This window comes from Bifidobacterium coryneforme, from assembly GCF_000737865.1.
In the GTDB taxonomy this organism is placed as follows: domain Bacteria; phylum Actinomycetota; class Actinomycetes; order Actinomycetales; family Bifidobacteriaceae; genus Bombiscardovia; species Bombiscardovia coryneformis.
The window spans coordinates 1,548,340-1,574,641 of sequence record NZ_CP007287.1; the positions used below are offsets into that span (position 1 = coordinate 1,548,340).

Annotated in this window: 24 protein-coding genes, 1 tRNA gene and 1 pseudogene; 6 read left to right on the forward strand and 20 right to left on the reverse strand. The window is 60.4% G+C overall.

The window, feature by feature from the left end; genetic code table 11:
- Nucleotides 1–190: 190 nt before the first annotated feature.
- From bcor_RS06270 to bcor_RS06280, 3 genes are all read right to left on the reverse strand, one after another.
- Nucleotides 191–1,159 carry a tetratricopeptide repeat protein gene (locus bcor_RS06270; protein WP_033498386.1) on the reverse strand — a complete coding sequence of 323 codons (969 nt, stop codon included), beginning with the start codon at nt 1,157–1,159 and terminating at the stop codon, nt 191–193.
- Nucleotides 1,160–1,259: 100 nt separating this feature from the next.
- Entirely contained in the window at nt 1,260–2,276 is a 1,017-nt protein-coding gene (locus bcor_RS06275; protein WP_033491308.1) for a DUF8094 domain-containing protein, read from the reverse strand.
- Nucleotides 2,277–2,281: 5 nt separating this feature from the next.
- Entirely contained in the window at nt 2,282–3,574 is a 1,293-nt protein-coding gene (locus bcor_RS06280; protein ID WP_148301994.1) for a hypothetical protein, read from the reverse strand.
- Between the two features lie 83 nt (nt 3,575–3,657).
- Between bcor_RS06280 and bcor_RS06285 the strand changes: the two genes are divergently transcribed.
- Nucleotides 3,658–4,614, forward strand: a complete 957-nt coding sequence (locus tag bcor_RS06285; RefSeq protein WP_081870385.1) for an FKBP-type peptidyl-prolyl cis-trans isomerase — start codon at nt 3,658–3,660, stop codon at nt 4,612–4,614.
- Between the two features lie 140 nt (nt 4,615–4,754).
- On the opposite strand, the gene bcor_RS06290 is transcribed toward bcor_RS06285, so the two are convergent.
- The 15 genes and pseudogenes from bcor_RS06290 to bcor_RS06360 form a co-directional block, all read right to left on the reverse strand.
- Nucleotides 4,755–5,657, reverse strand: coding sequence for a cysteine ABC transporter substrate-binding protein (locus tag bcor_RS06290; protein WP_033491221.1), 903 nt, complete (start codon nt 5,655–5,657; stop codon nt 4,755–4,757).
- A 125-nt stretch (nt 5,658–5,782) separates the two neighbouring features.
- Nucleotides 5,783–6,667 (reverse strand): amino acid ABC transporter ATP-binding protein, encoded by an 885-nt coding sequence (locus bcor_RS06295; protein ID WP_051875818.1) that lies wholly within the window; start codon nt 6,665–6,667, stop codon nt 5,783–5,785.
- 67 nt (nt 6,668–6,734) lie between these two features.
- Nucleotides 6,735–7,409 (reverse strand): amino acid ABC transporter permease, encoded by a 675-nt coding sequence (locus tag bcor_RS06300; protein WP_033498384.1) that lies wholly within the window; start codon nt 7,407–7,409, stop codon nt 6,735–6,737.
- Nucleotides 7,396–8,049, reverse strand: a complete 654-nt coding sequence (locus tag bcor_RS06305) for an amino acid ABC transporter permease (protein ID WP_033498382.1) — start codon at nt 8,047–8,049, stop codon at nt 7,396–7,398. Before bcor_RS06305 ends, bcor_RS06300 begins: the two co-directional genes overlap by 14 nt.
- Nucleotides 8,050–8,297: 248 nt before the next feature.
- Nucleotides 8,298–8,540: a glutaredoxin-like protein NrdH gene (gene nrdH / locus bcor_RS06310; RefSeq protein ID WP_033491216.1), complete on the reverse strand. Its 243-nt coding sequence runs from the start codon at nt 8,538–8,540 to the stop codon at nt 8,298–8,300.
- A gap of 263 nt (nt 8,541–8,803) precedes the next feature.
- Nucleotides 8,804–9,672, reverse strand: a pseudogene (gene nucS, locus bcor_RS07725) (endonuclease NucS).
- Nucleotides 9,673–9,837: 165 nt separating this feature from the next.
- Nucleotides 9,838–10,122: a F0F1 ATP synthase subunit epsilon gene (locus bcor_RS06320; RefSeq protein WP_033491214.1), complete on the reverse strand. Its 285-nt coding sequence runs from the start codon at nt 10,120–10,122 to the stop codon at nt 9,838–9,840.
- Complete coding sequence (gene atpD / locus bcor_RS06325) at nt 10,122–11,609, reverse strand: F0F1 ATP synthase subunit beta (RefSeq protein ID WP_033498380.1); 1,488 nt, start codon at nt 11,607–11,609, stop codon at nt 10,122–10,124. Before atpD ends, bcor_RS06320 begins: the two co-directional genes overlap by 1 nt.
- A gap of 8 nt (nt 11,610–11,617) precedes the next feature.
- Nucleotides 11,618–12,574, reverse strand: coding sequence for a F0F1 ATP synthase subunit gamma (locus bcor_RS06330; protein WP_033498379.1), 957 nt, complete (start codon nt 12,572–12,574; stop codon nt 11,618–11,620).
- A gap of 3 nt (nt 12,575–12,577) precedes the next feature.
- Nucleotides 12,578–14,239 (reverse strand): F0F1 ATP synthase subunit alpha, encoded by a 1,662-nt coding sequence (gene atpA, locus bcor_RS06335; protein ID WP_033498377.1) that lies wholly within the window; start codon nt 14,237–14,239, stop codon nt 12,578–12,580.
- A 51-nt stretch (nt 14,240–14,290) separates the two neighbouring features.
- Nucleotides 14,291–15,118, reverse strand: coding sequence for a F0F1 ATP synthase subunit delta (locus bcor_RS06340; RefSeq protein WP_033498375.1), 828 nt, complete (start codon nt 15,116–15,118; stop codon nt 14,291–14,293).
- Between the two features lie 51 nt (nt 15,119–15,169).
- On the reverse strand, nt 15,170–15,712 hold the full coding sequence (locus bcor_RS06345) for a F0F1 ATP synthase subunit B (protein ID WP_033498373.1): 543 nt from the start codon (nt 15,710–15,712) through the stop codon (nt 15,170–15,172).
- Between the two features lie 69 nt (nt 15,713–15,781).
- Nucleotides 15,782–16,009 carry an ATP synthase F0 subunit C gene (atpE, locus tag bcor_RS06350; protein ID WP_015022486.1) on the reverse strand — a complete coding sequence of 76 codons (228 nt, stop codon included), beginning with the start codon at nt 16,007–16,009 and terminating at the stop codon, nt 15,782–15,784.
- Nucleotides 16,010–16,173: 164 nt separating this feature from the next.
- Nucleotides 16,174–16,989 carry a F0F1 ATP synthase subunit A gene (atpB, locus tag bcor_RS06355; RefSeq protein ID WP_033498371.1) on the reverse strand — a complete coding sequence of 272 codons (816 nt, stop codon included), beginning with the start codon at nt 16,987–16,989 and terminating at the stop codon, nt 16,174–16,176.
- 176 nt (nt 16,990–17,165) lie between these two features.
- Nucleotides 17,166–18,227 carry a homoserine O-succinyltransferase gene (locus tag bcor_RS06360; protein ID WP_033498369.1) on the reverse strand — a complete coding sequence of 354 codons (1,062 nt, stop codon included), beginning with the start codon at nt 18,225–18,227 and terminating at the stop codon, nt 17,166–17,168.
- Nucleotides 18,228–18,353: 126 nt separating this feature from the next.
- On the opposite strand from bcor_RS06360, the gene bcor_RS06365 reads away from it, so the two are divergent.
- Nucleotides 18,354–18,430 (forward strand) — tRNA-Met (locus bcor_RS06365).
- Nucleotides 18,431–18,588: 158 nt separating this feature from the next.
- Here the strand turns inward: bcor_RS06365 and bcor_RS06370 are convergent.
- Complete coding sequence (locus bcor_RS06370) at nt 18,589–22,464, reverse strand: LPXTG cell wall anchor domain-containing protein (RefSeq protein ID WP_033498368.1); 3,876 nt, start codon at nt 22,462–22,464, stop codon at nt 18,589–18,591.
- Between the two features lie 261 nt (nt 22,465–22,725).
- Here bcor_RS06370 and bcor_RS06375 point away from each other — a divergent pair, with 261 nt between their 5' ends.
- From bcor_RS06375 to bcor_RS06390, 4 genes are all read left to right on the forward strand, one after another.
- Entirely contained in the window at nt 22,726–23,217 is a 492-nt protein-coding gene (locus bcor_RS06375) for an inorganic diphosphatase (RefSeq protein ID WP_033491197.1), read from the forward strand.
- 218 nt (nt 23,218–23,435) lie between these two features.
- Nucleotides 23,436–23,882, forward strand: coding sequence for a DUF3290 family protein (locus tag bcor_RS06380; RefSeq protein WP_033491195.1), 447 nt, complete (start codon nt 23,436–23,438; stop codon nt 23,880–23,882).
- 3 nt (nt 23,883–23,885) lie between these two features.
- Nucleotides 23,886–24,530 carry a DUF421 domain-containing protein gene (locus tag bcor_RS06385; protein ID WP_033498366.1) on the forward strand — a complete coding sequence of 215 codons (645 nt, stop codon included), beginning with the start codon at nt 23,886–23,888 and terminating at the stop codon, nt 24,528–24,530.
- A 213-nt stretch (nt 24,531–24,743) separates the two neighbouring features.
- Nucleotides 24,744–25,403, forward strand: coding sequence for a manganese efflux pump MntP (locus bcor_RS06390; protein WP_081870388.1), 660 nt, complete (start codon nt 24,744–24,746; stop codon nt 25,401–25,403).
- Between the two features lie 23 nt (nt 25,404–25,426).
- Here the strand turns inward: bcor_RS06390 and bcor_RS06395 are convergent, their stop codons facing one another.
- On the reverse strand, nt 25,427–26,197 hold the full coding sequence (locus bcor_RS06395; RefSeq protein WP_033498362.1) for a hypothetical protein: 771 nt from the start codon (nt 26,195–26,197) through the stop codon (nt 25,427–25,429).
- Nucleotides 26,198–26,302: the final 105 nt, after the last annotated feature.

Here is a 26,302-nt window from a genome sequence, read left to right on the forward strand (position 1 = left end):
ATACCCGGACACAACCGCTGGGAACCTGTAAAACCAGAGGCCACCGCAACCCTGTAGGAATGCGGTGGCCAAGGAAGACAAAACTGCGAGTTTGGTGCCCTCTCTTCTACCGGAATCCACCGGAGAAACTGCTGAATGCGGAGACCCCGCCCTCAGCAAAGGCACGAATAGGCCCGCCGGGGAACAGCCGTCAGTACATCATCGTCGAAAGCCGACGACGCGCCTTGGCCAGCCTGGGGTCGGCAGGCTCAGGAATCGTGAAGTACTCCAGAAGCCGCTGACGTATCGGCTCCATCTGGTCGCGGTGGCTACCGAGAAAGTCCAAAAGGCGGTCGAAGGCATCCTGAATCTGACCACCAATCATGTCCACGTCAGCCACGGCCAACTGGGCATCCAGGTCGTCAGGGGCATCAGCCGCCATCTGCCGCACCTGGCGGACATCAGCCGCGGAGGAACGGTCCATAAGGAGAGCCTTGGCGTGTTCACGCCGCGCCAGGTCATCATTGGGATCAGCCTCAATCACCTTGGCGTAGGCTGCGGCGGCACCCGCATAATCTCCCTCCTGGGCCAATCGGTTGGCCTCCTGGTGGGATGACGGTATGGCCTGCTCCTGTACGCCATGGTCCTCGGCGGACGAAGATCCCTCCTGGCTGGTCTCCTGGTATGGCGCAGTGCCTGTAATACCAGCCTGCTGAGCCATCTGGATGACCTGGGGGATGAGTTGATCGGTAATCTGCGTCAGCTCATCATCCGTGGGCAGCCCTTCAAGAATGGGCATGGGGCGTCCAGCAAGTAGTGCAAAGAGGGCGGGAGCACCCTGGACCTGGAAGGTCTGGGCAATCTGCGGATTGGAGGCGATGTCGATACGGGAAAGCTGAATCTTCCCCTCCTGGGCGTTGACCACCTGCCCGAGCTTGGTAGCCAGGGGGAACAGCCTGTCATCGGTCGGCACCCAGAGCAGGAGAAGGATGGGGAAGGTGGCGGAGGTCTGCACCATGGCTTGGAAACTGGCCTCGGTGGTATCAACTACATATCCGCCAGCCGCCGGAGCCCCACCGGTCTGGCCCGGCTGGGCATCCACCTGGTGCTTGAGCGCACCTAAATCGACTGCACCCGCCAGTGAAACACCGGGCTGACCCTGCCTGTCATTGCTCACCATGTTCGTATCTCCTTGAGTCTTCCGACCCCTACCCCGGTCAAGTCTCTCCCACTCAATCTAGTCGGTCCGGGCGTCTTTCACCCACCGCAATCTCACCGGTTCAGACCGCTTCCACCTTGATGGGCTCTCGTTCCGCACCCACCGCCCGAATCGGGTCCTGGGAGGTTGAGGAGGGAATATACAGGGCTACGACGTTGACATAGGTGACCTTCATCGTGCTGGTGGCCTTTCCGTCACCAAAAAGGGCCTTCTCGGAATCCGATGCCGGAGAGGACTCCCGTCCTTCCCCCGCACGCCGGGTCCAGACAGAGTTGATCTGCGCCACCACCAGGTCACCGCCTTCTGAGGAGTGCATGACCCGGATTTCTCCATCCTGAGGCGCGAAGGTCTGCTCCTGCGAGCCACGATTGGCTTCAATCCCCTTCTGAACGGCCTGGGTCAGGGTGTCCATTGAGGTGCGGAAATCATCCTGGGCGAATTCCTTGGCATACTGGCTGGAGCCAGGATTCTGCAGCACATCTGCATATCGACGGACCGCCTCGGCCGGAGTCGCCTTGAGGCCCTCGTCGGTCGGAGTGCCCATCTGGGCACCGATGGTGTCCACTGGGAACTTGGGCAACTGGGCCCCCTGGAAGAGTCTGGCGACCCCCCAGAGCTTGTAGTTCTCATGGGCCGATTCCTGGTTGAGGACCAGGAGGCGCTTAGACTGCTGATCCTCTGTGGTCGTCGTGATGGCGAAGACCGAACGCGGCCACCCCGGATCGCCCGGTATAACGGTCTGGGCGATGGTTGTGGGAATGGTCGTCTTGGGATTCAGATTTCCTGTCGCCCTGGCGATTTCAAGCTCACTGGTTCTGATCTGCAGCTGAGGACCGGTGACCCGCGCATCCAGGCCAGTCGGGTCCTTGGACTCGTTGGCCTTGTCGAGTACTTGCCCTATGTCCTTGCGAATCGCGGCTTCCTGCTTGGTCGTCAGATTTGGGGCACTGGTGGCGACACCCGCGGGTGCGGCACCGGGCTTCTGAACCTGGGGCACCTGGCCCTGGCAAGCCGCCAGGGATGAGAGCAACCCCAAGGACATGAACGCCGCCAGGGACCTGGTTACGACTCGTTGCATCCTGCTCATGACTGCTCCTCACCGTCCTGCTTGATATTCCCCTCATTTGCCAGCCTGGCCAGATAGGAACTCATCTCCTCCAGGGAAATGACCGAGGTCTGTGAGATGTCATCCGCACCACGGTCACCGGTGACTGACCTACCCGGCTCGAACGCTTCGGACTGGGTGGTCTCAGATGAATCCGCAACCGCCTTCTCTCCTCCCATGGGGGACGGAGCACTGCCGGTGAAGCCTTGAGAGCGTTCCGTTTGCCCTGGTTGGGGCGGAACCTGAGACCACCCCTGGGGCTGACTCTGGCCCTGCCCCTCAACATTGGCCGTGCCCTGCTGTGAAGTCGTCTGAGTGGCGACCATATTCCTGGCTGTAGGATCAATCACCTGCGGCGCCTGCCCATTGGGTACGGTACCCGAGCCGGGCACCTGGGTGGAACCTTCGACAGCGTGCCGACGATGCCGGCCTGTACTCTTCCTCTTCTTGCCCAATCCGGGTGCCACCATGCTGCCCAAAGCCTGGGCCACGGTCACTTCCGGCTCCTGCTCCTTCACCGATGCAGCCTGCTTCTTACGACGTTTGGCAGGGTCCATGGCAAAGACCGTGGCGGAGAGAACCGCCATGATGACCAGAAGGCCGCCACTGAAGTAGAAGGGGATGGCAAAATCGGGCAATTTGCTACGTTCCCAGGAAAGCTGCAGCTTCACGGCCGATTGGGCTGCGGAGGCCTTGGCCCCCTGCTGGTCGGCACTTGCTCCGGGTTGCGTATCGACCAGCAGGACCAAATCAGGCCTGTCGGCCTCGATCGTCATCACCGTCGAGGCGCCACCACATTTGACCTGACGCCACATATCGGAATCCGCGAAAGCGACACCATCAGCGCCATCCTTGGCCTGCTTGGCCGCGGTCTTGCCCCGTGAGAGGTCAAGGGTCTCCCAGTCATCAAGCCCCTTGACCCGGGTCACATCCTGGCCTGCCGTCCAACCGGCTGCGTCCTGGGCCGTGGTCAGAGCCATGCAGACCTGGGCCTTCCCCCTGGTCCGCTCAGGTGTGGCACGGATACTGACGCGATTGTCGACCAAGGGCAGCACTCCCGGATCGGTCACCACATATCGAGTATCCGTCTTGCCCTGCGCGTCAACGTGGGGGGAGGGCTTCCATACCGTGGCATTCATGACACCCAGCACAATGCAGGTCACAGCCAGCAACCCGAAGATCGGCGTGATCACCCCACGCATGATTGTGCTGCGTCGCGACGGCTTACCAGGCCGGGATGCGCGTTCGGTTCCTTCAGTTTCTTGCTCCATAACATCGACATTCTACAGTCATGGACTTATAATCGCCTTTTTGCATGGGGCAAAATCTCCATTACCCCCTAGACTTGGGCCTTATGACCAAACTCAACAGGAAAAGCGACACCATCCGCCAGTTCGTCTGTGCTGCGACCGCTCTGGCCCTCTGTGCAGGCCTTTCCGCCTGCTCGTCAAGCTCCGATGCCCCCAAGTCCGCCTCCGACACGATGAGCGGTATCTCGGCCAAGGGGAAGCCGGGTTCGAAACCCGAAATCAGCTTTGACACCCCCCTCAAGGTGGAGAACCAGTCCCACCAGGTCATCCAGGAGGGTGACGGGGATGTGATTCAGGACGGGGACAGGGTCTGCACCCGGAGCGTTGCCATCGATTCCAAGACCGGCAAGGAAATCAACTCCACCTGGGATGAGGAAAAGCCGGAGTGCTCCATCGTAATCGACAAGACCTCGATCCCCGCCTATTATGACGTCTTCCGGGGCCAGAAGATCAACACCACAATCGCCATCGGCATCGACGACCAGCAGGAAGGCGGCCAGTCGGGCAGCAGCAAGGACAGCCAGGGGTCCAGTTACATCATGGCTCTCACCTTCGTTTCCAAGACCAAGGACCTCAAGCGGGCCGAGGGCGAGAAGGTCAAGGACATCCCCGCCGACCTGCCCAAAATCAGCCTGAGCAATACAGGCAAGCCCTCCCTGGATCTGAACAACTACAAGCCGACCAATACGCTGGTCTCCCAGACCCTGATCAAGGGCAAGGGAGCCAAGGTGGGCGAGCACCAGACAGTCAGCGCCAATTACACGGGCTGGCTCGCCAGCGACGGCAAGCAGTTTGACTCTTCCTGGGACAGGGGCCAGGCTTCGGACTTCAGCCTCGATCAGGTCGTCAAGGGCTGGCAGCAGGGGCTGGCAGGCCAGACCGTAGGCTCACAGGTCCTGGTCATCGTTCCCCCGGATCTGGGGTATGGGGATCAGGAGAAGTCGGGCATACCCGCAAACTCCACCCTGATCTTCGTGGTCGATATCCTGGCCGCATACTGACAGGACCGGCTTAGCAGCCAACACCGATAAAGGGCCGGAGGTCCCACCCTATGAATCTGGGTGGGATCTCCGGCCCTTTCCGTATCCGGGCTCCTTCATATCCTCTTATAGGCGGATACAGGTACCGGTCATTTCAGGCTTCAGCCCACTCCGCCTTCGATGACGATGTCATCGGGATTGGCTGCCTCACCGTAAACCGGAGCCAGGGTCTTCTCATAGTCCTTGTGGAAGAAGTTCTCCTTCCCCAGTTTGGCGATCTCCTCATTGATGTAATCAAGGAGGGCCTTGTTGCCCTTCTGAACGGCTGGAGCGATTGTGGCCTCGTCGCCCAGCTTGGTGATGCCGACCGTGAATCCCTTGTTGGCCTTGGCCCAGGCCAGGACCTCGGTGTTGTCGGTGCTCAGGGCGTCTCCACGGTGGTCCTGCAGGGCACTGTACGCGTCGGCGTACTGGTCATACTTCTGGAGCTTCACCTTGGGGTAGTTCTTCTCGAAGAAAGGCTCGGCGGTGGTGCCCTTGGCGATAATCAGGGTCTTCCCCTCCAGGTCCTCGACGTTCTGGATGGGAGCCGACTCAGGGGAGACCACACCCAGGAAGACCTTCATGTAGGGCTTGGCGAAATCCACCTTGCGGGCCCGTTCGTCCGTAACCGTGAAGTTGGCCAGGGTCACATCGACCTTGTTGCTGGACAGGACATCCACACGGGCTGCCGGATCGACCGAGGTGTACTCCGGTTCCACACCCAGGTCCTTGGCAAGCCGCTCCGCAAGAACCACGTCATACCCCTGGTACTTCCCATCCTTGTCCACATACCCGAAGGGTGCCTTGTCGGAGAAAACAGCAACCTTCAGCTTGCCCGACTTCTTGATGGCATCCAGGGATCGTGCCGACTGGGATGTGCCCGCCGACTTGCCCTCGTCACCCTTCGCGTCGCTGGGTGCGGATGCGGACGGACCGCAGGCCGCAACCGAGGCCATCATTACGATCGAAGCTCCGACCGCCACCGCTGCTCGAACCAACCGGCTCACCGATTTTGCCGCCATAGTCCCTCTTTTCCTTGATTTCCATATTGGTCATCCGCCCTCATGGACGGCTCCCGGAGGTTGCCCTCCGGAAAATCTCAAATCGCAATCGCCGGCTCTGCAAGCCTGACGACTTGCTCATCTGCTTATCGGTCCGCTCCCCCGTTCCCGTCACCACGCCTGCGCTCGTACGTAAAGGTGGAGAGGAACTGCCTGGCCCGGTCCGTGGCCGGATTGGTGAAGAAGCGTTCGGGGTCATCGGACTCCTCGACCAGCCTTCCCCCATCCAGGAGGACGATGTGGTCGGCGATGCCTCTGGCGAACGCCATCTCGTGGGTTACGATCATCATGGTCAATCCCTGGTCGGCCAGCTCAAGAATGACCTGGAGGACCTCGCGGACCATCTCCGGGTCCAAAGCCGCGGTCACCTCGTCGAAGAGCATGATTTCAGGGTGGAGAATCAACGCGCGGCAGATGGCAACCCGCTGACGCTGCCCACCCGAGAGTTCATTGGGCCAGGCATCCTTCCGGTCGGCCAACCCCACCCTTGCCAGCAGTTCCATGGCCTCCTGGCGGGCCTCATCCCTGGTTCGCTTCTGCACCAGGACCGGTGCCAGAATCACGTTGTCCAGGACGGTTTTGTTGGGAAAGAGGTCATAGCTCTGGAAGACCATGCCAATCCTGGTACGAAGATCGGCGCTCCGGGATCCCGGGATCCGGCTCCCCCCAGGCGCTTTCCCGCCCTTGCCGGGACTGCCTGCCTCGACGGTCTCCCCATCCAGGAGAATCCTGCCGCCCTGGATGGGTTCCAGACCGGCGATGGTCCTCAGAAGGGTGGATTTGCCAGACCCCGACGGGCCCAGAACCACGAAGACCTTCCCCTTGGGTATCCGGAAGGACACATCGTTCAGGACCGGCTCGGCAGCCCCCGGGTATTGCTTGACCAGGTGCTCAACCTCCAGGACCGGACCCTGAGCCGATGCAGGGATCCCCGTATGCCCCGAGGGGTCCGGGTACCCGTCCAGACCCATCCTGCCATCCGTCTCACCAGGCTGAACCTGGTCTACGGTCCCGGCGGATGGTCGGTTTTCCTGTCCATCAGTCATGAGCCCACCTCTTTTCCAGATGCCGCGCCACCAGGGAGAGGGGCCAGCAGATGAAGAAATACATGAAGAAAATCACCCCGTATATCCACAGGGTCGCCTGGGGGTACGCAAACCTGTTCGCATCGATGATCTGCTGCCCCACCTTGATCACCTCGATGACACCCAGAAGCGCCGCCAGCGAGGTCGTCTTGACGATGCGCGTGGCCAGGTTGACGCTGGCAGGAAGCATCCGCCGGAGTGCCTGGGGCAGGATAATCCGCCGGAAGGTCTGCCATGAGCTGAGACCAAGCACGTAAGCCGATTCGTACTGGCTGCGTGGGATGGATTCGAGGGCACCGCGGACCAGGTCACCCAGCTCCGCCCCACCCCAGAGGACGAAGACGAGGACACAGGCCCCGGTCGCATCCAGATTCCAGTCAAAGGCCCGAGCGAACCCATAGAAGGCGATGAAGAGCAGGGCCAGCTGGGGCATAATCCGGATGAAATCCAGGTATATGCGCATGACAGCACGTACCAGTCCGTTTCGGACCGTCATCAGCCACCCCACCAGAAGACCGACCGGAATCGATAGGATGACCGAGATGCCGGCTATCCAGACAGTCACCCAGAGCCCCATGAAAAGACGGGGGAAAACGCCAGGCTGGAAGAGGATTTCAACGCCGTGCATAGTCAAACCTCCTTTCCAGGACCGTTCCGATGATCGATATGGGCAGGAGAATGATCAGGTAGGTGACAATCAACAGCGCCAGGGACTCGTAGGTGTCATATGAAATCCCCATCAGGTCCTTTGTCACGTACATGACATCGGCCAAGGCGATGGCGGAGACCACCGAAGATTCCTTGACCAGGAAAATCACGTTGGCGACCACCCCGGGAATCGCACTGCCCAAGGCCTGGGGGAGGATGATATGAATCAGAGTCTGACTTGGGGAAAACCCAAGGACCTTGGCCGATTCACGCTGTACCCTGGGCACAGCCTCAAACCCGCCCCTCATGGCCTCGGCCATGTAGGATCCTCCCAGGAAGGCCAGGCCGACGATGGCGCAGGTCTGGGCACTCCAGCTTATTCCCAGCTTGGGCAATCCGAAGTAGAGGAAGTAGAGCTGAACCAGAAGTGGCGTATTCCGGGAGAGTTCGATGTAGACCCTGGCGACGGGGGCCACCAGGGGGATGTGCGAGACCTCGGCGGCAGCACAGAGCAACCCGACCAGAAGAGCGAAGACCACACCAAAGAAGGAGATGAAGACGGTCATGTAAGCCGCATTGACGAAGAAATGCACATTCTGTGCCATGAAGGACCAGTTCATGCCATCAGCCTCCTTTCCGGTACCCTGTTCGAGGCCTCCTCTGATACAGGCCGGTATCTGGTGCCCATCCTAGGGGACGTGGGGTTCCCCTGTGCGCTTCTGGTTATATGAATCACGGATATCGTGTTATCCACCTGCTCCCTGACTTCCCCACCATGCGCAACGAATGCCGAGTGGACGAAACCTGGGAGAAATACAGAAGGGCCCGGTTCATATTCCATGAACCGGGCCCTTCTTCGTCCTGTTGATCAGGCGTAGACCTTGGCTGTCGCCGCTACCTTCTTGATCATGTCGGGACGGTATCCGCTCCATGTATCCTCATCGGTAACCACGATCGGGGTCTGCTTGAAGCCCTTGGCAATGAACTGGTCAACCAGCTCCTGATTCGCGGTCAGATCCACCTGGTCGAAGTCCAAGCCCTGCTTGGTCAACTGACGCTTGGTGGCATCACACTGCGGACAGTGCGTCTTGGTGTAGACCGTAATCGACATAATCGCCTTCCCCATGATGGTAGGGTTTGTATCCTTCACTCGTTCGGAAGCCCGTTCAGCTCACCTTTTCCGGTAATCCGAACCGGGTCCAACCCGAACCTGTTGATTGCACTGTACACAGCCCCACAAGAAAGCACAACACCATCAGTAGTGGCGTGTCATGCGTCTAGTCACTATATCTAGTGATATCAGGCCCTTCCGGGCCGAAAATCACACATGTGTGATATCCGTCTCACAACCCGACCGATGTGGCGACGATTCCATCAGAAAAGGGTCAGTTCGCCGTCGTCGGTGCCCTTCATCTCCTCGTAGTCCAGCACCAGACACTCGAATCCCCTATCCTCGGCCAGGGTACGGGCCTGGGGTGTGATGGTCTGGGCGGCAAAGATTCCACGGACCGGGGCCAGCAGAGGGTCGCGGTTGAGAAGCTGGCAGTAACGGGTGAGCTGCTCCACCCCGTCTATGCCGCCATTTCGTTTGATTTCAACGGCCACATGCATGCCTTCGCCGTCAATGGCCATGATATCCACAGGCCCTATCGGGGTGGGATACTCACGCCTGACCAACCTGGCACCTTCGCCGATCCGTTCGATCTGCTGGGCCAGGCAACGCTGAAGATGGGCCTCCACTCCATCCTTGACCACCCCCGGGTCCGTACCCAGGTCAAAGGTCTGATCGGAGTAGATCTGGTAGAGCCGTATGGTCAGCACATCGCTGTTCTTACCGGCAGACACCCTGAGCACCTTACGAACCGAGCCGGACTGGTTCTCATCCTGCTCCTGGGCAATCAGGCTTTCAGGCGCTGCGGATTCGGCCTGGTCCGCCTCCTCTGCGGAAGTCGGGCTCTCTTCTTCGCCTCCCGGCCCGGCAATATCAGCATCGCCCGCCTTCTTGTCGCCGGAATCACCGTCTCCCCCATTGTCCGGGCGCTGGTGTCGGGGCATTCCTCGGGAACGATTTCCCTGAGTGTGCAGGGAGCGCACATCCAGTTCAGGGGCTTATAGGATCCGAGTTCCGAGAAGATGAGGCAGCTCTGATCGGCCTTGACCAGGATTACCCGCTTGGCGGGATCCAGGGTGGTGTTGAGTCGTCCGGAGTATTCAGCCGAGCAATCGGCAACAATGATTCGCACGTGAGCCAATATATCAGCAAGCCAACATCGGACCGTCCGCCCGTGGTATTCAAAGATGCCCTGATAAGGGAACAGAAAAGGGCCTGCCCGGTAGGGGCAGACCCTCGACGGTCCGGATTGGCCGGCCGTGGAAGCGGAGCCTCCACCGGCCAGACGGGACCGATTTCAGCCCTGTTGGTCGTCCATGGAGTGGTCGACGGCCACGGTCAGTATGTTGGTATCGAAAGAGGCGAAGCCGCTGTCAACGTGGAAGCTCCGTTTTCCTCCGTCCGGGGTCTGAACCGAGACATCCCCCTCCTTGAGCAGGGCGAGAATCGGCTCATGGTCCGGCATGATACCCATGGAACCCATCGTGGCCGGCACCGTGACCGACCGAGCCTGCCCTGACCAGACAGGCTTGTCGGCCGAAACGATGGTGACCTGCATGGAGGTCTTTTCAGTGCCTGCCATTATGCCTGGTATTCCTTCTGCATGTCATGCCACTTCTTCTCCAGGTCATCGATACCGCCGATGCCGGAGAAGGCCTGTTCGGGCACGTCATCATAGGCGCCGTCGCAGATGCGGGTGAAGGCCTCGATGGTCTCGTCCGCCGGAACATATGAACCCTTGCGACCGGTGAACTTCTCGGCCACGTAGAAGTTCTGCCCCAGGAACTGCTCGATCTTACGGGCTCGGTTGACGGTGGTCTTGTCCTCCTCGCCCAGCTCGTCGATACCAATCAGGGCGATGATGTCCTGAAGCTCCTTGTTCCTCTGCAGGATGGCCTTGACCCTGTTGGCGCAGTCATAGTGAGCCTGGCCGACATAGCGGGGGTCCAGAATCCTGGAGGTCGAGGCCAGCGGGTCGACAGCCGGGTAGATGCCCTTGGAAGCGATATCGCGGCTGAGCTCGGTGGTGGCATCCAGGTGGGCGAAGGTGGTGGCGGGTGCGGGATCGGTGTAATCATCCGCAGGCACGTAAATGGCCTGGAGGGAGGTGATCGAATGACCGCGGGTCGAGGTGATGCGCTCCTGGAGGGCACCCATCTCATCCGCCAGGTTGGGCTGATAGCCTACGGCGGAGGGCATACGACCCAGCAGGGTCGAGACCTCGGAACCGGCCTGGGTGAACCGGAAGATGTTGTCGATGAAGAGCAACACATCCTGGTTTTGCACGTCGCGGAAGTACTCCGACATGGTCAGGGCGGTCAGCGGGACACGCAGACGGGTCCCCGGGGGCTCGTCCATCTGGCCGAAGACCAGTGCGGTCTTCTCCAATACGCCGGCCTCTTCCATTTCTCCGATCAGGTCGTTGCCCTCACGGGTACGCTCTCCGACGCCTGCGAAGACCGAAACACCGCCGTGGTTCTGGGCCACACGCTGAATCATCTCCTGGATGAGCACGGTCTTGCCCACGCCTGCACCGCCGAACAGACCGATTTTGCCACCCTCTACATAGGGGGTCAGCAGATCGATGACCTTGATGCCCGTCTCGAACATCTGGGTCTTGGATTCCAACTGGTCGAAGGCAGGAGGATTGCGGTGGATGGGCCAGCGATCCTTGACCTCTATCTTCTCGCCATCCTTCTTGTTCAGGATGTTTCCGGCCACATCGAAGACGTGCCCCTTGGTCACATCACCCACGGGCACCTCGATGGGACCACCCGTGTCGGTGACCGTGGCACCGCGGACCAGACCGTCCGTGGGCTTCAGGGCCACCGTACGCACCGTGGAATCACCCAGGTGCTGCTCGACCTCCAGCATGATCGTGGTCAGGGACTCGCCCTCCGTGTCGGAGGACTTGCTCAGATCGACGGTCAGTGCGTTGTAGATATCCGGCAGGTGGCCTGCCGGGAACTCGACATCGATGACCGATCCCTGGACACGGGTGACCCGGCCCTTGGAGGCCGAATCCTGCTGGTGGCTCGCTGTGGTCGTCTCTGCTTGCTGTGCAACCATTGGCGTTCCTACTCTTCCTCTTTGTTGAGCGCATCGGCACTGCCGACGATCTCGGTAAGTTCCTGGGTGATCGAGGCCTGACGGGAGGCATTGAGCTTCCTGGTCAGATCGTCGATCAGACTTCTGGCGTTGTCCGTTGCCGTATGCATGGCGTTCTGTCTGCTGGCCGTCTCCGAGGCGGCCGAGGTGAGCAGACATTCGTGGATGCGTGACTGGATGTACTTGGGCAGAACCGCATCCAATACCTCTTGGGGACTGGGTTCGAAGTCATACAGGGCCGCATAGTGGCTGCCGGGCTCGCCAACCGTGCCCTGGTCTCCCGGTTCGGGTGAATCCACGGCCTGCTGAGGGTCCTCCTGATCGGGACGAACCAGTTCCAGCGGCAGCATCCGCAGGACGCGTACCTTCTGGACGACCATATTAATGAACTCCGTGAACACGATATAGAGCTCGGAGACCCCGCCCTTTTCAGCCGGAGTCATATAGGTCTCCAGGAGAGCATCCGATATCTCCCTGGCTACATTCACCCCGGGCCGATCGCTTTCACCCTCCCAGGTTCTGGCGATGTCCCGGTTGCGGTACTTGTAGTAGGAGATACCACGACGTCCGTAGACGAAGAGCTCAGGCTGACGGCCCTGCCGGTCCAGACGTTCCAGCAGGGACTCCGTCTCCCTGATGACCGAGGAGGTGTAGGCACCGGCCATGCCACGGTCGGCGGTCAGTGCCAGAACGGCCACACGCGGGTTCTTTTCGTCCTTCCGGACAATCGGATGACGGATGTCATCCGTATGGGCCACCAGAGCCTGGACCGCATCGAAGATCGCATCGGAGTAAGGCTTCGCATCCAGGGCCACGGTACGGGCCTTGGCGATATGCGAGGAGGCTATCATCTCCTGGGCATTGAAGATCTTCTCCAAGGCCCTTGTAGAGGCGATCCTTGACTTGAATGCGAGTTGTGAGGCCATGATCTACCGCTTCCCGGCCTTACCGCTCTTGCCACCCTCGGCGACCAGCTTCTCCTGCTGGACCGCGACCGGCTGGTCCTCCTCATCCTGTTCGGCCTGACGACCGTCCAGGGTCTTGCCGTTGTGGGTCACGAAGGTCTTGGCGAACTCGTCCACAGCCTTCTCCAGGGCCTGCTCGGTCTCCTTGGTGAAGTCCTCGGTATCACGGATGGTCTTGAGGATGTCCGTGTTGTGGTCCAGGTAATCCAGGAGGCCGGACTCGTAGGGCAGGACGTCCTCCAGGTCCAGATCATCCAGCTTGCCGTGGGTGCCGACCCAGACGGAAACAACCTGCTTCTCCATGGAGTAGGGCGTGAACTGGGGCTGCTTGAGCAGCTCGGTCAGCCTGGCTCCACGGGTCAGCTGGGCCTTGGAGGCCGCATCCAGATCCGAGGCGAACATGGCGAAGGACTGAAGCGAACGATACTGGGCCAGGGAGATCTTCAGGGTCGAGGAGACCTTCTTCAGAGCCTTGGTCTGGGCGGCGCCACCCACTCGGGAGACGGAGATGCCCACATCGACGGCAGGACGCTGGTTGGCATTGAAGAGGTCGGACTGAAGGAATATCTGACCATCGGTGATGGAAATCACGTTGGTCGGGATATAGGCCGAGACATCGTTCGCCTTGGTCTCGATGATCGGCAGACCGGTCATGGAACCGCCACCCAGATCATCGGAAAGCTTCGCGCAGCGTTCCAGCAGGCGCGAATGCAGGTAGAAGACGTCTCCGGGATACGCCTCACGCCCCGGCGGGCGGCGGAGCAGGAGGGAGATGGACCGATAGGCCTCCGCCTGCTTGCTCAGATCGTCGAAGACAATCAGAACGTGCTTGCCACCGTACATCCAGTGCTGGCCGATGGCCGAACCGGTGTAGGGGGCGATGTACTTGAACCCTGCGGAGTCGGAAGCCGGGGAGGCCACGATGGTGGTGTACTCCATGGCCCCGGCCTTCTCGAGGGAGGAACGGACCGAAGCAATCGTGGTGCCCTTCTGTCCGATGGCCACGTAGATGCAACGCACCTGCTTCTTGGGGTCGCCCGACTCCCAGTTCCGCTTCTGGTTGATGATCGTGTCGATGGCGATAGCCGTCTTGCCGGTCTGCCTGTCACCGATGATCAGCTGGCGCTGACCCCGGCCAACGGGGGTCATGGCGTCGATGGCCTTGATGCCGGTGGACAGGGGCTCGTCGACGGGATGCCTGTGCATGACGTCAGGAGCCTGGGCCTCGAGTATTCTTCGACCCTCGCTCTTGATTTCACCAAGACCGTCAATGGGCTCACCCAGCGGGTTGACCGTGCGTCCCAGGTAGCCGTCACCGACGGGGACCGAGAGCACCTCCCCCGTCCTGTGGACTTCCTGGCCCTCTTCGACCCCTGCGAAGTCACCAAGGATGACCACACCAATCTCCCTGGCGTCCAGGTTGAAGGCCAAGCCCAGCGTGCCGTCCTCGAAGGTCAGCAGCTCATTGGCCATGCAGCCGGGCAGTCCCTCTACGTGCGCGATACCGTCGCCGGCCGTCCGAACGTAGCCCACCTCCTCGGTGGGGGTATTCGTCGGCTGGTAGGACTCGACGAACTGGTCGAGCGCCTTGCGCACAACGGCGGGATCAATGGTCATTTCTGCCATGATCACTCCTTATTTTCGTTCTTGTTCAAGTCTGTCATTCTCTTTCCGGCCTCATCCCGCCGTCGTCATCCGCCGTCGCAGGTGCTTCAGCTGGGTCGCCACCGTGCCGTCCGTGGAGACCGACCCGTACTGGACCTTCATGCCACCAAGGACCGATGGGTCAACAACCGAATTGATATGGACCGGTTTACCCAACTTACGTCCATATACATCCTGGATACGGCTGGACTGTTCATCGCTCATGGGAACCGCCGTGGTGACGGTGACCATGACCTGGTCCATGTGTTCGGAGAACCTGTCGACCAGCCACATGACCGTGTCGGGGAAGCGCCGCCCGCGTAGATCCTGGGTGGCGTTCAGGGCGAGCTGCTCAGTGACCGGGTGCATATCCTGCCCGTCCAACAGGGACTTCAGCAGATCCACCCGGGCCTCGGGCCTGCCGTACTCATCCGAAAGGCGGAAGAGCACCAGGGGCATGCCCAGGAGGGCGGAGTGTATCTCTGCCAGCTCACCGGCCACCTGGTTGGTGATACCCAGGGCGTCGGCATAATAGGCCGTCGCATCCACGGACAGGTCCTCCGCGGCATTGGCGATGTGGGCAATCCTGCTCCACTGGTGGGCCACCAGGTCGTGGAGGATATCCACGGTCAGGGGGTCGGCCTCCTGGCCCAGAATCAGGTCGATCACCTGCTGCTTGTCGGCGGCCGAACGGGAGGGGTCGGTCAGGGCCCTCTCCAGGGTCTTGTTGGCATCCAGCAGGTTGACGAAGGCATAGAGCTCCGTGGCGACACGGAGAGCATCCTCCCCCTTGCTCTTCAGCCGGGGTGCATACTTGTCGCGGGTCTCCTTGTCGGAGGCCAGCGAAGTCTCTCCTCGCATCTCACCTCCCCTTCCGCGTGAATGATGATCCTGCAGTCTGCCTGTCAGTCATCATGCCTTCTGCTTGTCCGCTTCGTCCTTGTCGGCATCCGCGATGATCGAGTCGATCATGGAGGACTGCACGGCACTGTCCTGCAACTGGGAACCCAGGATCTTGCCCGCCAGTGCGGTGGCCAGGGTACCCACCTCACCTTTCAGGGAGACCAGGGCCTGCTGCTGCTGGGATTGCAGGGAACGCTGGGCGTTCTCAGTAATCTGGCTCGCCTCGGTCTCGGCCCTGCTACGGGCATCCGCGACTATCCTGGATGCCTCGGCCCGGGCGTCATCCCGAATCTGCGAAGCCTCCACGCGGGCCTTGCCCAACTGGTCCTCATACTTCTTCTTGGCCTCATCGGCATCATCCTTCGCCTTCTTGGCCTTCTGGATGTTGCCTTCGATCCTGGCCGAGCGCTCATCGAAAATCGACTGGAACTTCGGCATGAAGAACTTATAGAAGAAGACAGCAAGAATGAGCAGGATGATCAAAGACCATACGATGTCGTAGAGCTTGGGGATGAACAGTTCAATCCCGTTGCCGGCTGCTACTGCGTTCATTGGCTCCTCCTTTCCGCTATCGAAGCCATGCCATCTTGTGCATCATGGCGATGCATCCGCCGCATGGAATCAGGCGATGAAGAGAGCTACGAAGCCCAGCAGTGCCAGCACCTCAATCAGGGCCAGACCGATGAACATGGTGGTACGCAGCTGTCCGCTGATCTCGGGCTGACGGGCCATGCTCTCAACGGTCTTGCCCACCGCGATGCCCAGTCCCAGGGCAGGCCCCAGGGCGGCGATGCCGTAGCCCAGGATGCTCAGATTGCCGGAGACCTCAGCAAGAGTGATGATGTCCATTTATTTTCCTTTCCTAGACCGTTGCCGGTTCTTGGATCTTGGCACGGCACCAACCGCTGTGAACCTGTCGGTACCGCAAAACTCTATTGATGCAAACGTCAGACGCCCGTACGGGGCCTCCAGGATATGCCCCTTACCGGAGTCTGCGGTTGCGATTCATCGGTTCAGTCCTCCTCGGGGTAACTCATGGAGATATAAACCGTTGAAAGGATGGCGAAAATATAGGCCTGCAGGGCAGCCACGAAAATCTCGAAGGCCGTCAGGGCAAAGCCCAGAGCGAACCAGCCGACGCCCGCCAGGGCGAGAAGCTTGTTGGTGGCCTCGATGACGTAGAACTGGGTGAAGGCCAGGCTGACGGCCACCAGGAGGTGACCGGCGACCATGTTGGCGAAAAGCCGGATGGTCAGGGAGGCCGGCTTGACGATGATCATCTCAAGCAACTGGATGGGGGTAAGAATGATGTACAGGGGCCAGGGCACCCCGGCGGGGAAGAGCTCGGTCTTGAAGTAGCCCCAGAACCCCTGCTCCCGGATGCCGGTAATCATGTACTGGCAGAAGGTCCAGAGCGCGAACACCAGGGGCATGGTGATCGTGGCCGTGGCCGCGATGTTCATGCCAGGAATGATGCCGCAGAGGTTGAACACCAAGACGGTCAGGAAGATGGTCGTGATCATGGGTACGTAGCGCTTGCCACGTACCTCGCCCAGGGTGTCGTAGACCACGGAGTCGCGAATGAACTCGATGACCCACTCGACAGCCCCCTGCCAGCGCGAGGGAATCAGTTTGGCCCGGGAAGCCGTAATGCCCAGGACCAGAAGAATGACCACCATGGCGACAAGCCTGACCAGAATGATCCGGTTCATGGCGAATGGCGTCCCCTGGAAAAGGATCTCCGGAGGCAGAAAATCGTCAACGGAAGGGAGTTCGCTCGGCGTGGCCATGGCCAGACTGATTGTCCCACTCCCTATTGCCTCTAACATCTATCGCCTCCTGAAACGACGTAGTGCTCACTATAGCGCGGATACGCTCTATTTAGCGGCACCGTATCGGTAGTGTAGCCCAACACTTCGCTTGCTCGTAACCGACACCTCACAGGTTTGTTACGAAAATCAGATTGGGCACCGAAAATTCCATCCGGAACTGGCCGATAGGAAGATTAAAACTCTTCATTGACCTTGTCGAAGCCTCCCCTGACCAGCCCGTATCCATCAGTTTCCAGGGGGCGGTACCGGTCGCGACGGGGCGCACCCGGCTCGTGCCTGATGGACCGGTCCGTGCCCAACTTGCCGGCCGCACGCAGGGCCGGAACCATGGCCAGGTCGTAGGGAGTGGTCTCATATACCCAGTTCAGCCAGTTGCGCCAAAGGAGGTTGGCGTGGGCCCGCCATGAAAAGACGGGTTCCAGGGTGGGGTCGTCGTGGGGGAAGTAGTTGGTCGGGAAGGGGACATTGCAGAGCCCCCTATCCGTATCGCGGCGATATTCCTGGGCCAGGGTGGCGCGGTCATACTCCCAGTGGCCCAGGGAGAATATCTCCGAAAAGTCCTGGGTGCAGATCAGGCCGGGACCAGATTGGGGGCCCCAGGTCAGCACCTGCAGGTCCGGGCAGGCCCACACCCGGTCCTCGTCCACACCGGCCAGGCGGGAGTGGGGTTGAAGGGAAATCTCGTCAAACCCGTTGGTGATGAAGCAGTACTCGTCCTGAAGGTACTGGGGGAAGACCCCAAAGAGTTTACGGTCGAGGAGGTGCTTGGCGACGCCGTACCGGTGGTAGAGGGCGGCCATGGCACCCCAGCAGAGGTACATGGTCGAAAAGACATGGCTACCGGCCCAGTCCAGGATACGGGTCAGTTCATCCCAGTAGTCGACCTCTTCGAACTCCAGCTGCTCTACCGGTGCCCCGGTTACGATAAGGCCGTCGTAGCAGTTGTTCCGGAGCGCATCCAGGTTCTCGTAGAACTTGACCAGGTGGTCCTGGCTGGTGTGGGTGGCCTCGTGGGTGGAGGTCTTCATGAAGTCGACGTCGACCTGGAGGGGCGACTTGGAAATCAGCCTCAGGAGCTGGGTCTCGGTCTCCACCTTTTTGGGCATCAGGTTGAGGATGACCAGCCTGAGCGGGCGCATCTCCTGACGCTCCGCCTCATGGGTCTCCAGGGCAAAGATGCGCTCCGAATCCAGGATGGATCTGGCAGGCAACCCGGTGGGGACGGTGATAGGCATAGGTCCATTATCCCCTATCCGGTTTCGGCGACCCCGGGACTTCCGATTGGTGACCCACGCAATCGCCCAAACTTGACAAAAGTCGACCAATCCGTAAGATGGATAACTGCTGTGCAACACAGCCGACGCGGGGTGGAGCAGTTCGGTAGCTCGCTGGGCTCATAACCCAGAGGTCTCAGGTTCAAATCCTGACCCCGCTACCAGTGGCCTGGAATTCTGAGGAATTCCAGGTTTTTCTTTTCTCCCGCCATCGCTCACCACTCTGAGGTTTCCCGGAGGAAATCTGGAGAGCAGGGGCCAGGACGGGCAAAAGGGTAGGGGTCTCCAGGGGTCAAAACCGGCTGCCTTTTCAGATCACCGGCTACTTCCGCCTCTTCCTGACGACAAGGAGGACGACCAACCCGACGAAGGACGAGATGGTGAGCAGGACCAGGGCCAGGGAAACCTGGGCACCTGTTGCCGACAAGCCTGACGAGGTCCCATTCCAGTCATCAAGGTTGGACTCAACCTCGGTGTCTGCGCACAGGATCTGCCCCTCGACGGGCTCGGATCCTCCGGCTGCGGCCGTCCGGGTCAGGGAGCCGTCCTGATCCGGCATGGAGTCAGGAGAATCGACCGGACAGGCGGTCAGTGGACTTCCCTTTACCCTCGCCCTGTCGGTATGGTGTCCGGACACCCCCACCAGGGTTCCATGAACGTCCACCGACTGTCCGGGTTTGAGAATCAGGTCATTCCACCCTTGCGGATACCTGAAGTCAATGACCCGGCCACCGCCATTGACCGTCCAATCCTCCAGAGTGAGATCCTTGGCCCGGAAAAGGGCACCTCCTCCTGCACCCGGATCCTTGCCGGAATCGTTGGTGATACGGAAGACAATATCCGTATCACCGGCGACAGGCAGGGCCTGGCCGGGATGGTCCCGATCGCCATCCGGATACCCGCTGACCTTGTCGAACTTCTCCACATGCAGGCCTGGGGTCAGCTCCGGCGTCCTGGTCCACACCGCATTGGAGGGAATCACCTTGTCCTGGTAGTACTCGGTGAAGCGGTTCTCATGCCTATCGACGGTGACCAGGCGACGACACTGCAGGTAGGCTCGCCACCCCACCTCCTGGTCGGGCATGGCGGAAACCATGGCCAGATATGTTGCCGTGGCGGTAATCGCAACCTTCCCATCCGACCCCGAAGCCAGGGTGAAGAGATCACCGCCCAATGGCGAAGCATCAAAGTCGGAACCAGCCAGTTGCCCACCCTTATGAACCAGAACCTTGCCACCCCGGTACAGGTCCCGAGAGGCGTAGACGGCCCACTGCCCCGTAAACCGATCCACGGCAGGGACCAGTTGGTCTTCAATCCGCCATTGGTCCACCTGGGGGTAGGCCCTGCCTGGGGGAAGGATGCTTGAGTCCAACCTGTACAGGAAGGAATCGTCACGGTAGACGCTCCTGCCATCTGAGCCCCTGCCTCCCACTGCCACCACAACGTCCTTGGTCGGATTGAGGGGTTGCAGGGGGTTGGAGACGACGTTGGTCTTGCGCCTGATGTCATTCAACACCTGTATGCCCTGGTTCCTCAGCACCTGTCCGCGCCCGACCCTGATGACCCGGTAGGGCAGGATGAGATCATAGGTGCGCCCGAGCAGGGACTGGTCGATGGACGGTTCACCCAGAGGGCTATGCCCGATTCTGCGAGCATAGGCCGCCAGATCCGCGGGCTGCGGATCGCCATTTACAGTCAGGCCGGTTGCCGGGATGAAGGTGTCGACGGTCCTGGCGAAGGCGTACACAACCCCACCCTGAATCTGAATGTTGAACCGAGCGGTATAGTCCTGCCCGTCTGATCCCATGACCCGGATGTGGCCCGGATCAATGCTGAGGTGCTCATCGTCGAAGTCATCCACCAGGCCAAGTCTCCATACCTTGTATGCCAGGTCGGACTGGCTGACATCCATGGTTATCCGGTAAACCCCCGTATCCCCCTGGAGAAGGGTCCGCCCATCGATGCTGACCGTCTGATCGCGGGAGCTGACAACACGTTTGACAGGGTTGACCTTCGGGGGCGGGTTGACGACCCGATTCGAGGGGGTCAGGGAGTTATTGATGGTGAGCACCCACTGGTTGTCCACCCGATGATCGGTCGGGGCCGCCTTATCCACCACTCCCTCGAAGCGAAGCTGGACCCTGGGATTGCCCGAGGCCCGCCACTGCCCAATCAGACCCGCATCCTTCAGGGAAACACGGACCAGGTGCAGGCGATCGTCCCAATGCGTGGAGTATCCGCTCTTGGGAATCGGCCTACCCTTGGCAAGGTCCATCATCTCAAGGGTTTGTTTGTCCGGTCTGAACCACTGGTCGTAGGTGTCGGTGAAGGTAATCTCCTTGACCGGATAGGCCAGGCTTGCGGGAAGGGAGGGTTGTGAGTCCAGCTGGTACTCCAGTCGCTGGCCGGGATGGACGATCTTTCCGTCCACACTTCCCTGGGTGCCTCCCTGGCTGGACTCGGAGACCACGTCCTTCCTGACGGGAGGCAGGTAGGCGCAGATACCCGGACGGTTGGTTTCAGCGGTCTGCCCATTGACGGTCTGGAATCCCCTGTTGGTCAAGGACCCGTCCCCACCTGGCTGGGCAGGCATGGCAGCACAGAAGTTCACCTCTTCACCCGGGCCCTTGCCCATATCCTGCCGGACCTGCGCCGCCCCGCCACCATTGGCGAAGTTGACGACGAACGGCACCAGCATGGTCACCTGCAAGGGGTTCGGCATCCTCTGCAAACGCGCCAGGTAACCGCTCTTGGCCCTGGCTCTGACCGTCGTTCCAGAAGCGGTGATATCGAACCGATCGGTCACGTCAACACCATGCTCACTGATGTCCGAAACGCTGCTCTGCCGGTAACGGCCATCACCATCCGCTACACCTTTGGCCTCATAGACCCGCACCTTTTCGGCACCTTCCTGATCAACCAGATAGTCGGCGGCGGACCAGTCGTCATCCAAGGAAAGCAAGTCGGGAGCCTGGATGAGGCCGGAATCCACGGTGGCGTTGACCACGGCACCGACCTCGTCACCGTCCAGAAAGACATGACCATCGGCTCCGGTCCGGTTGGTGCGTTCCGGATCGATGACGGTGCGCCACTGGCCTGTTGAAGGGTTTCGGAGCACCCAAGACTTGTCGGGGTTGGGCGCCCAGGTGGGGAAGCTCCGTGTCGGGGTAGGATGCTCGACCTCAAGGGTTACCCCCTTCCACCAGACAGCACCCGTATCCTGCAGGATATTGATGGTCGGCTGGTGCACGGTCACATCCAGGCCCCACTGCCAGACATGGTTCGCCGGCATGTCACCTCCCCGCCAAACGGCCACGGCACGATTCGCGGGTGGGGTGGCCCCGGTCACGGTGTTGAAGTCAAAGCGACCGCTCAGGTCCTGCCCATCCGTCAGGTCAACCACCCTTTGGTTGCCGACGGTGTAGCGCTGCCCCATGGGATGGAAGTCGTCTCGGAAAACCAGTTCACGGCCGTTGGCTCCTGTATTGGTGGTAATCCGCGTCTGATTCGTCATCTGGTCCGCACTGGTCCCCAGCTCGACCTGCTTGTCGGCCTGGGTTGGCGGTTGATCGGCCGGCCTGGGTTCGAAGTCGTTAAGCATGAGCACCACCAGGGAGATGCCGCGCTCGTTGCCGGCATACCGCTCGGCCAATCCATCCAGCGAATCTCCGGGCTGGTCCCAAAAAGCCTGGCTTGTTCGGTAGGAGACACCCCGGTTGCTGTATGGCCGGACCGCCACGGACCGTCGCCAGTTGTCCATCCAAATGGAGTGCTGGGCCATGCTTACCCCGTCGAAGACCCGTTGCCCATCACTCATGCCGACAACGACGCCCACGCCGGTGACCCGGCAGTTCCCCTGACCGACCCTGTCGGGATGGGCCTGGTCAAATCTGCCCATGCAGTTCCTGTTGGCCTCCTCCAAGGCCTCCCGCTTGACCCGGGCCGTGGTGCCATTCGCCCCGTCCCTGATACGCATGACCCCAAAGGCCTTGTCGATACTGGCTACCGTATAACCACCAAACCCTCCCGAATCATCGTCACGGTAGGCCCAGCCCTGCCAAAAGGCGCCATGCCCCACTGCGCCGCCTCCGGCATGCCCGGACCCACCTCCCGCCATGGCCGGCGACAGCGGCACCAGCATGACCACCAGGGCAATCACCAAAGCCAGCGGACTGGGGCCTTGTCTTCTTTGTTTCATCTTCGTCCTTTTCTTCGGATTGAAATCCTCGGCCAGGGATGGTCAAGGCTGGGAGCAGGGGCGGAAATGCACTGTCTTCGAAAGTCATCCAGCCAGGCATCCTCCACCCCGCGGACCCTGAGTATGACCCCGGGAACCGGCCAGGCTCTCAACCCGGAAAGGATGTGGTCGAATGTGCGCCCGCCTGGCTATGCTGTGTATGAGAAAACACCCGATTCGGCCGAGCCCGCGTGGCCACGGCCAGACAAAGGAGACAGGACTATGGCAGAGACCTTCAACGTGCTGGTCGAGATTCCCCGCGGTTCGCGCAATAAGTACGAGGTGGACCACGAAAGCGGCCGCATCATGCTGGACCGTACCCTCTTCACCTCCATGGGCTACCCCGACGACTACGGCTACATCGAGGACACCCTGGGCGAGGACGGCGATCCGCTGGACGCGCTGGTCATGATTCCGAACTCCGTCTTCCCCGGCTGCATCATCGAGTGCCGCGCCGTTGGCCTGTACCACATGGTCGACGAGGCGGGCGGCGACGACAAGGTTCTCTGCGTGCCCGCCGATGTCCGCTTCGATGACATCAAGGACATCGACGATGTCTCCGACTTCCACAAGCAGGAGATCAAGCACTTCTTCGAGCAGTACAAGGCCCTGGAGCCCGGCAAGGAGGTCATGCCCGGCGACTTCTGGACCAATGCCGAGGCTGCCGAAACCGAGATCAAGGCCGCTCGCGAGCGCCTGGCCAACCAGAAGTAAGGTCAACGGACCGTTCTGATTTCACCGCCCATTGTGGCGGAAGTGGTGTGTCGACATTCCCCGTATTGTCGGCACGCCACTTGCATATCCGCAGATGAATGTGCAACTGCTCACAGTGTTGCCGAGCAAGGGCGCTCGCACCGCCTCAAATCCATCGATTACCTCTTGACCCGTCTACCATGCCAAGTAGGAGATGCCCGTAATAGCAGGGAGCCGCTATGACCTTTTATACCTATACCTATCTCAAAGGGGGCCAGACCGACTGGCGGCTGATCAAGATCGTCATCATCGTCGCCCTGGCCCTGGCTTTCCTCTTCTTCCTGGTCATGTATGCCCGACGTAAGTGGGATCGGAAATTCAAGGACCTGGCCATCATCCTGGGCACCCTCCTCCTGCTGGCTGCCGCCATACAGTACAGCGACTTCACCAACCTGCGCACGGCCAGTGTCCAGAGCGGCCAGTTGACCGTCGTCATCGAGAAGTCGGCGGCCAAGCTGGACGTGGACCCCCGGACCATCAGCATCAACGACACCTCCAGGAACAACGACATGATCATCAAGACACCCAAGGGCTACTACACCCTGGTGTTCAACAGTTCCGGCTCGGAGTTCCTCCTGGAGAAGGCCGACCTTTACAAGCCCGACATCACCGTGATTGGAGAGTGACCCATGGATATCAATTTCTACGTCAACGTGGCCCTGAAGCTGATTGTCGGTCTTCTCTTCATCACCCTCCTGATCAACGTGACCGGCAAGGGGAACCTTGCCCCCACCTCACCCATGGACCAGTTGCAGAACTACATACTGGGCGGCATCATCGGCGGCGTGATCTACAGCAACTCCATTTCCATGGCCCAGTATGTCGTCATCCTGCTGATCTGGGCTGCGCTGATTCTGCTGACCAGGTATGCCAAGACCCACATCCACATCGTGGGGAAGTACATTGACGGGGAGCCGGTCACCATCATCAAAAACGGGGAACTCCTGGTCAGGAACTGCCTGAAGGTGAACCTGACCGCCAAGGAGGTTGATTTCAAGCTGCGGACCAAGGGAATCAACGATATCCGGGACGTCAAGCGATGCATCGTCGAGCAGAACGGCGGTTTGACGGTCATCTCCAAGGAGGATCAGGACGTGCGCTATCCGGTAATCCTGGACGGCCGTGCCGATCCCGATGTACTGGACATGATGGGCAAGGACGAGGAGTGGCTGATGAAGAGCCTGAACGACAAGGGGATCAGGAAGGTCTCTGACGTCTACATGGCCCGATATCAGAACGGCAAGCTCTACGCGGTCACATATCGGGATAAATAGGGCGGCCCTTCGACGAAGACACCTTGCCACGCCCCGCCTCAGTTGGGTATACTGAGCACTTGTATCTAGTAGGCGTGACAAGTGAACAGCATTCAGCGAATTCAAAGCCGACTATTCGGCAGTTCCGCTGTCAACGCACCCGAGGCGTAGGCGGGTTCGAGGAAACCTGGTCGAGGCCCATCCCCTTATGGGATGAACGTATCGAGGAATGCTGTGTTCATCAGACTCATACTGATTTCCCTAGGCGTGTCCGCAGATTCCTTTGCCGTGTCCATAGGCAAGGGACTCACCGTCCGTAAGCTTGAAGTACGTCATCACTGGTTGGTCGGACTCTGGTTCGGAGGGTTCCAGGCCCTGTTCCCCCTGATCGGTTACTTCGCCGCCTCCCTGCTTGAAGATTATGTAACAGCGGTTGATCACTGGATCATCATGGGACTATTGGGAATCATCGGCATCAACATGATTCGCGAGGCGGTTTTCGAACCCGATGAGGAGGAGGGAACCGAACAGGGCAAGGCAGGCCGGGAAGAAACCGATTCAGAGGAGACCGGATCGAAGGCGATTGCCTACAAGGAGGACCAGCCGTCGACCCAGGCCAAGGAACCCTTCTCCTGGAGGAACATGCTCCCCCTGTCCATCGCCACCAGCATCGATGCCTTCGGGGTCGGTGCCAGCCTGGCCCTGATGGATGTCAATATCTGGCTGGCCGTACTGGTCATAGGAACGGTGACGGCCCTGGCTTCCATGCTCGGCCTGCGAATCGGCAACCTCTTCGGAGCGCGATGGTGCAAGCCGGCCCAGATAGCAGGCGGCATCATACTTATCGCCATGGGCGTCCAGATATTCATGGAGCACCTGGGCATCCTCCCCTGAACCACTAACAGACAGGGGAGTTGTCAGACCAGAAAGTGCAGGGCCGTGATGGACAGCACCACCAAGGCTCCGGAAAGCATGACCGGCACCAGGGCCATCCCAAACCAGGCAGGCCCAACACGATTGGTCTGGCCAGTCTTTTCGACCTCTTCGGCATCCGCGACAGCCAGATCCCGCCCCCACTCCCTACCGGCCAGGACAAGCCCCACCAGCAGAATCAGACCGACCACCACAACCAGCACCACGGCCAGAGGGGCGGCTTCCATCGAACCGGCGACAAGCGAGCAGAGGGAGGGAAGAAGGACCCATCCCGACGCACCGACCACCGCCAGACCGGAAAGGGCGGTGGCGGAGATGCCGCGAATCACCATTCGCCGATTCTTCCGGACCATCTGCCGGACGAACATGACCACAGCCAGGATGGTCAGCAGGAGGCCGGTGGACTCCAACCAAAGCCTGGCCAAGGGCCAGGCGGAACCCGGGTCGCCCCCACTGCTCCAGATCCCTTCCAGACCCGTAAAGCCGGGCAGGATGAAGACAAGAGCCAGCGATATCAGACCCAGCAGGGCGGCGATACCCCTATCCGGATCGGTGGGGATACCTGGACCCACGAAGGGCCAGCAGGCCACCAGGGCGAATATGGCGACCACCACAAGAACAGCCTGAAGGATACCGGACACACCAAGGACTCCCAGCGCCCAGGCCGCCAGGGAGGGCAGAATCAGCAGGGCAAGGGTCAGCAGCTGGGCCACCATGGGGGATTTACCCCCGGTCCGCTTGACGGTATCCACCACGTATCCTCCTGTTCACCGGTTTCGGCAGGTTTCATTGACCGGTCGTTACCAACAATCCTAAGCCAGGCACCCTCCCTGAGGACGGCCACGGCACGGAATACCCTG